Here is a 6504-nt window from a genome sequence, read left to right on the forward strand (position 1 = left end):
TTGGTGATCTTGCCCATGGACGCAAAGCGCAGCGGGAGGTAGAAGCCGGAGTAGAAGAGGAATGACTCCAGCATGACGGAGGCGATCTTCTTCCGCTGCGGGCTTCCGGTCTGGTACTGCTCGATGATGGTGCGGCCCTTGTACTGCAGGTTCTCGTTCTCGCGGGACCAGCGGAAGGCGGCGTCGATCTCGGGGGTGTCGGCCAGCGTCATGAAGATGTTGGAGTAGCTCTTCGCGTGCACCGACTCCATGAAGGCGATGTTGGTGTACACGGCCTCCTCGTGCGGGGTGACGGCGTCCGGGAGGATGGACACGGCGCCGACGGTGCCCTGCATGGTGTCCAGGAAGGTCAGGCCGGTGAACACGCGCATGGTCGCCAGCTGCTCTTCGTCGGTCATGTTGCGCCACGACGGGATGTCGTTGGACACCGGGACCTTCTCGGGCAGCCAGAAGTTGGAGGTGAGGCGGTTCCAGATGTCCAGGTCGGTCTGGTCCGGGATGCGGTTCCAGTCGATGGAATCAAGAACGTTGCCGGCCTGGTAGTGGACAGGGGTGCTGATCGTCTTAGTGCTCACGTTCTCCCACCGGGACTCGAACCCGGAAGCTGGAAAACACCAGCGTGTTGCCTGTTACACCATGGGAAATCCCCTGTGCATTGATACGGCCCAGGGGCAGGCCTCTGCCCGTCATGGTAACTCATTGAGAGGTGACGTGAGTTCGCCGCAGGTTCTGCTGGCTCGGTAGGGTGTGCGGCGTTACGGAGAAACGTCGATAAGCATCGTGACTAAGCAGCAGAAAGGAAGCCCTCGAAGCAGTGAATACTCGTGCCCGGCAACGCGCGCGGCTCACCGGTCCGCGCATCCTGTGGCGGACCTTTCTCGGGTCTTTTGCCGCCGCGATGCTCGCCTTTGTCTGCGCTGCGGCGTTCTTCTTGCTGCCGCCGACGCCGATCCTGCAGGAGTCGGACGTAGTGGTGGTGCTCGGTGGGGCCTCGGACGGCCGGCACGAGGTCGGCGCGGACCTGGTCAATGAGGGGATGGCGGACAACTATGTCGTCGCCGTGCCCCGCGGCCGGAATGACCCGGTGGGCTGGGCGCACTGCACGGGCACCAAGACGCCGGACGCGCGGGAGACCTGGTGTCTCACCCCGCGCCCCTCTACGACGGCGGGGGAGGCGATGGGCGTGGAGAAGCTGGCGCAGGAACAGGGTTGGGACACAGTCACCGTGGTGACCAGCCGACCGCATACGCGCCGCACACAGATGATTTTCGAGCGCTGCACCGATCTGGAGATCAGCCTCGCCCACATCGACAACGTCCGCTGGTGGCTGGTGCCGCGTGACATGGCCCGCGAGACGCTGGGGGCGCTGAAGTTCTGGGTGACCGATCCCTGCGCCGTGTAGGGGGGTCTACGCCCGGTGATCCTCGATATGGGCGTTGAGCTCGCCGACGGTGGGCAGGGAGAACACGGTGGCGTCGTCGAGGCGCACTCCGAACGCGTCCTCGATCCGCACGGCGATCTCGATCATGGCCAGCGAGGAGATCCCCAGGTCCGTGAGCTTGGCCTCGGGGGTCAACGCCTCGGGCTCGATGCCGGAGGCGTCCTCGATGATCTGGGCAAGTTCAGGGGAGGGGACTGGTGTGGTCATGGCACCGATCCTAATGGGTGGAAGGGGGATCGGTAATGTGACAGGTATGGCTTTCACCCCGCGCGAACTCACGCAGCTCTTCCGCAGTTGGGTGATGCGACTGACCCCGGGTGGCCGCCGGCGTCTGGCCCTGGAGCTCGGCGAGCTGCACTCCGGGGTCCGCGAACCGGGCCTGACGGACATTGACCGGGTGGGCACGGTGGACAATGGGGGCATCCTCGTCCACTGGTACGAGTACGGGGACGTCCGCGCCTATGACTCCTCGGTGACCATCGTGTTCGTCCACGGCTTCACGTTGGCGGCGGAGTCCTTCTTCCTGCAGGTCAATCACCTGCGGGAGAAATGGCCCAACGCCCGGATCCTGCTGCTCGATGTCCGCGGCCACGGCCAAACCGGCAAGGTCGACCCCTCCCTGTGCACCGTCGAGGGGGCGGCGGATGACACCCTCGCCGTGCTGCGCGCCCGCGGGGTGGAGGGGCCGATCATCCTCGTCGGGCATTCGCTCGGTGGGCTGGTGGCGCTCAACCTGGTGCGGCGCTGCCCGCCGGTGCTGCGCGGCAACATCGCCGGCATCGTGCTCGTGGCCACCTCCATCGAGGCGCTGTCCGATCAGGGCCTGCCGCAGATCCTCGCCTCCCCGGTCGCTGACCAGGTGTACAACGCCGTGGAGAGCTCGCCGAAGGAGGCGCGCAAGTTCAAGGAGCAGGCGGCGATGGTCCTCGCCCCGGCGCTGGCGGTGACCGTCTTCCACCGCAAGACCGACTACGACATCATCGAGTTCCACGCGGCGATGATCCACGAGACCCCGCTGGAGACCTTCGTCGGCTACTTCGAGGACCTCCAGGAACACGATGAGCTGGCCGCGGGGGAGCACCTGCAGGGCATCCCCGGCTACGTCATCGCCGGGGAGAAAGATGACGTCACTCCACTCGCCCAGGCCGAGCGCCTCATCGAGGTCTGGCCCGATGCCTGGCTGCAGATCGCCCAGCACGCCGGACACATGGTGCCGCTCGAGGCCCCGGAGGTGATCAACGCGGCGATCGACCGCCTGATGATCCGCACGCTGGAGGACAACTAGACTGACGGGCGTGACTGCTCTGGATCTGGTGAAGGACTGGCCCGTCGACACGTACGCGGCGGCGGTGATCAACGGCGATGACATCGACCGCGTCGGTGACCTGGGCAAGGTCTTCGACCTCATGAGTGTGACCAAGCCGCTGTCCGCCTACGGATTCCTCATGGCGATGGAGGAGGGCATCTTCGAGCTCGACACCCCGCTCGGCCCGGAGGGTTCGACCGTGCGCCACCTGCTGGCCCACGCCAGCGGCGTGGGGTTCAAGGAGGGCGACAAGGTCCGCGAGGTGGGGCAGCGGCGCATCTACTCCAACTACGGTTTCGAGATTCTTGCTGGCGCCGTCTCCGAGGCCGCCGGCATGACCTTCGCCCAGTACCTCCAGGAGGGCATCCTCGACCCCCTGGGCATGAAGTGGACGCGCCTGCTCGGTTCCGCCGGCTGGGAGGCCGAGGGCACGGCGCACGACTTCATCACCTTCCTGCTCGAGCTTCTGCACCCGTCGCTGCTGCATGAGTCGACGCTGGCCGAGGCCACGACGGTGCAGTTCCCGGAGCTCAACGGCATCGTCCCCGGCTACGGCATGATGAAGCCCTGCCCCTGGGGCCTGGGGTTCGAGATCAAGGGTGAGAAGGATCCGCACTGGACGGGGGCGAACATGCCGGCCGACACCTTCGGACACTTCGGGCAGTCCGGTACCTACCTGTGGGTGGCGCCGGGCACCGGCCGGGCAATGGTGGCGCTGACCGACCGTCCCTTCGGGGACTGGGCCAAGCCCCTGTGGGCGGAGACGAACGAGGCGATCTGGGCGGAGCTGGCCGACTGAGATTCCTGTTGCCTGTGTGGCTGATGTGATGTTGGTGGCAGGTGCTGACAAGCGGGCGCACATGTGGAATAGTGCCGCATATGTCTCGTATCTCCGCGCGTACCCTCATTGCTTCCGCCGGCCTGGCCGTGGGCCTCGGCGTCCTCAGCCCCGCCACCGCCTCCGCCGATGCGGTCGATGACCTGCTCAACCGTTTCCCCTCCGGCCAGATCTCCTGCGAGCAGGCCCGTGGGTACTGGACCAACGAGTCCGACTACAACAACAAGCGTGCCCAGGCGCAGGCCGTCGCCGCCTTCCACCCGCGTGGTGGGGAGATCCGCGCGGCGCTTGGCCGCGTCGAGGAGGCCGCGAACCGCTGTGGCCTCAAGGGCGGCGGCGCTCAGCAGGGCCCCTCCCAGCCGGCCCCGCAGCGTCCGGCACCCTCCCAGCCGGCTCCGCAGCGTCCGGCCCCGTCTCAGCCTGCTCCCTCCCAGCCTGCCCAGCAGCAGTCCCCGGTGATCCCGGTGCTGGTGGCCCCGGGCACCCCGGCCATCGAGGTTCCGGTCCCGGGTGTGGGCACCGTCGCCCTGCCGGACCTGGTGCGCATTGTCACCGAGTTCCTCGGCCAGTTCACCCTCCCGGCTGGCTCCTCCCTGCCGCGCTAAACCCTTTTACTTCTCGATCTCCCGCACCTCGGCCTGGAAGCCGTGGTCGCGGGAGATTGTCGTCAGTGCCTCGTCCAGATCCCGCAGTTGGTCCGCGGCCGCGTAGAGGACCTGTCGGCAGGCGACGTAGACGCGGTTGTCCGGGCCCGCGCTGCGGTGCCAGGAGATGAACCAGTTGGCGGTGAGGGGATCGGCGCCCGGGATCTCCAGGGGGGAGTCCTCCGGCAGGCAGTCGGCGATGAGCGACTCGATGCGGGGGCGCAGCCGGCGGGGCAGGCCGGAGATGGAGAGCACGGCGGCGTGGCCGGTCGAAATCGACGGCATGTCTGGGGTGCTCGGGTCCACGTCGGTCCAGGGGGCATCGGGGTCCGAGGAATCGGCGGCGCCCAACCAGCGGTGAAGAGCAGGTGCAAGGGTGGTCATGTCGAAGATCCTTCGGCAGTAGAGACCGCCACCGGGCACCGCGGGCGGGTGGGGTCGGTGGCGTAAGACGAGGGTCGTCTTCCCCAACGGCCTCGAATTGCACTGCCGTCGAGTGTCCGCCTCTGTGACCTCACCCGCAACTCTAAACCCCCACTACAACCCCCATTTCTTCAAGCTGAACTTGAGGTTGATGGGGGTGGACGTCAGCTTCCGAAGAGCTTGTGCCACAGAGTGTTGGTCTCCGGGGCCTGCCTGGTGATCACCTTGACGGTGCAACCCCGCACCACACCGGTGAGCACCACCCGCGGGGCGTTGGGGTGCGGCTGGGTCGTCTCCACGCTGACGGTGCTCAGCGTGTCCCGCAGGCGATTGTCCACGAAGACCCCCGGAGGAACGATGATGTCCACCACGGACATGTTTGCCTGGATCTCGAAGGTGCACACCGGGGCGGCGGCCTGCGCCTGCCGCAGGTCGAGCTTGAGGGTGGAGCCGTTGAGCTTGAAGCGCGACATCTCCGGCACGGTCCACTGTCCGACGCGCTTGATCTCGCCCATGGTGGACACCACGGGCTGGTTCTCCACCGGCATGGCCATGTGGGCACCCGCCTGCGCCATGGGCACCGGGGTGTGGGGCAGCTGCGGGGGCTGCGCCATGGGGGCGGAGGGACGGTACTCCAGGTACTGGACCCGGATGCGGTCGAGCACCGACTTGTCCTGCGTCGACCACACCACATCACACAGCCGGTCGAACTCCTCGAACTGCAGGCGGCCGGCACCGACGAGGCGGGTCAGGTCAGCCTGCAGGTGCTCGCGGTCCTCATCGCGGGGCGGAACGGGGTTTCTGCGCGGTATCACGCAGACCACGATACCTGGGGGAGAAGGGGGCGTCGATAAGCGAAAGACCCTGCCGAAGCAGGGTCTTCACACTCGAGTATTTCCTACACCACGGTGGGATCGTCCAGCTGATACTTCTCCGCGGCCTCCTGGGCGACGGAGATGTCGATCTTGCCCTCGCGGGCCAGACCCATGAGGACGGCGACGACGACGGACTCGGCGTCGATGTTGAAGTAGCGGCGCGCGGCCGGGCGGGTATCGGAGAAGCCGAAACCGTCGGCACCGAGGACGATGTACTGCCCCGGGACGTAGGCGCGGATCTGCTCCTGCAGGTCGGTGGCGAAATCAGACACCGCCACATAGGTGCCGGAGTTGACCTTGTTGAGCTGCTGGGTGGCAAACGCCTCCTCGATCTCCCCGGCCGGGTTGCGCAGCTGCTCCTTGTTCTTCGCCGCACCGTCGCGGGCCAGCTCGACCCAGGAGGTGACGGAGAAGACGTTGGCCTTCACGCCGTACTCCTCGGCCAGCATCTGCTGGGCCTTGAGAGCCCACTGCATGCCCACACCGGAGGCCAGGATGGAGGCCTCGTGGCCGCCCTCGACCTCGAGCTCCTCCGCGCGGGAGAACAGGTACATGCCCTTGTGCAGGCCCTCGACGTCGAGGTTCTCCGGCTCGGCCGGCTGCGGGACGGGCTCGTTGTACACGGTGAGGTAGTAGATGACGTTCTCGCCGCGATCCGGGCCGTACATGCGGTCGATGCCCTCGTGCAGCAGGTGGGCGATCTCGTAGGCGAAGGCCGGGTCGTAGGAGACCACGCCCGGGTTTGTCGACGCCAGGATCTGGGAGTGACCGTCCATGTGCTGCAGGCCCTCACCCGTCAGGGTGGTGCGGCCGGCGGTGGCGCCGATGAGGAAGCCACGGCACATCTGGTCGGCGGCGGCCCAGATGCCGTCACCGGTGCGCTGGAAGCCGAACATGGAGTAGAAGATGTACAGCGGGATCATCGCCTCGCCGTGGGTGGCGTAGGAGGAACCGGCGGCCATGAAGGAGGCGACGGA

8 protein-coding genes and 1 pseudogene are annotated in these 6504 nt (G+C 66.9%); 4 read left to right on the plus strand and 5 right to left on the minus strand.

The annotated features are described in order from the left end of the window. Nucleotides 1–575 (minus strand): ribonucleotide-diphosphate reductase subunit beta (locus tag Q4F73_RS10725; RefSeq protein WP_303359339.1); only part of this gene is annotated, 575 nt, incomplete at its 3' end. A gap of 239 nt (nt 576–814) precedes the next feature. Here Q4F73_RS10725 and Q4F73_RS10730 point away from each other — a divergent pair. Then, complete coding sequence (locus Q4F73_RS10730) at nt 815–1402, plus strand: YdcF family protein (RefSeq protein ID WP_303359340.1); 588 nt, start codon at nt 815–817, stop codon at nt 1400–1402. Nucleotides 1403–1408: 6 nt separating this feature from the next. Here the strand turns inward: Q4F73_RS10730 and Q4F73_RS10735 are convergent, their stop codons facing one another. Continuing rightward, the gene (locus Q4F73_RS10735) at nt 1409–1648 is read right to left on the minus strand and encodes an acyl carrier protein (RefSeq protein ID WP_303359341.1); all 240 of its coding nucleotides are present in this window, start codon (nt 1646–1648) and stop codon (nt 1409–1411) included. Nucleotides 1649–1694: 46 nt separating this feature from the next. Here Q4F73_RS10735 and Q4F73_RS10740 point away from each other — a divergent pair, with 46 nt between their 5' ends. The 3 genes from Q4F73_RS10740 (at nt 1695) to Q4F73_RS10750 (ending at nt 4190) form a co-directional block, all read left to right on the plus strand. Then, a complete protein-coding gene (locus Q4F73_RS10740) occupies nt 1695–2726 on the plus strand; it encodes an alpha/beta fold hydrolase (protein ID WP_303359342.1) in 1032 nt (343 codons plus the stop codon). Nucleotides 2727–2736: 10 nt separating this feature from the next. Then, nucleotides 2737–3546: a serine hydrolase gene (locus tag Q4F73_RS10745; RefSeq protein WP_303359343.1), complete on the plus strand. Its 810-nt coding sequence runs from the start codon at nt 2737–2739 to the stop codon at nt 3544–3546. Between the two features lie 80 nt (nt 3547–3626). Next, nucleotides 3627–4190 carry a hypothetical protein gene (locus tag Q4F73_RS10750; RefSeq protein ID WP_303359344.1) on the plus strand — a complete coding sequence of 188 codons (564 nt, stop codon included), beginning with the start codon at nt 3627–3629 and terminating at the stop codon, nt 4188–4190. 6 nt (nt 4191–4196) lie between these two features. Here the strand turns inward: Q4F73_RS10750 and Q4F73_RS10755 are convergent, their stop codons facing one another. The 3 genes and pseudogenes from Q4F73_RS10755 to Q4F73_RS10765 form a co-directional block, all read right to left on the minus strand. Next, a complete protein-coding gene (locus Q4F73_RS10755; protein WP_303359345.1) occupies nt 4197–4613 on the minus strand; it encodes a hypothetical protein in 417 nt (138 codons plus the stop codon). Between the two features lie 203 nt (nt 4614–4816). Next, nucleotides 4817–5467 (minus strand): DUF1707 domain-containing protein, encoded by a 651-nt coding sequence (locus Q4F73_RS10760; RefSeq protein ID WP_303359346.1) that lies wholly within the window; start codon nt 5465–5467, stop codon nt 4817–4819. An 83-nt stretch (nt 5468–5550) separates the two neighbouring features. Beyond that, nucleotides 5551–6504, minus strand: a pseudogene (locus tag Q4F73_RS10765) (pyruvate dehydrogenase (acetyl-transferring), homodimeric type); the annotation flags it as partial.

The organism is Corynebacterium sp. (assembly GCF_030535495.1).
Lineage (GTDB): Bacteria > Actinomycetota > Actinomycetes > Mycobacteriales > Mycobacteriaceae > Corynebacterium.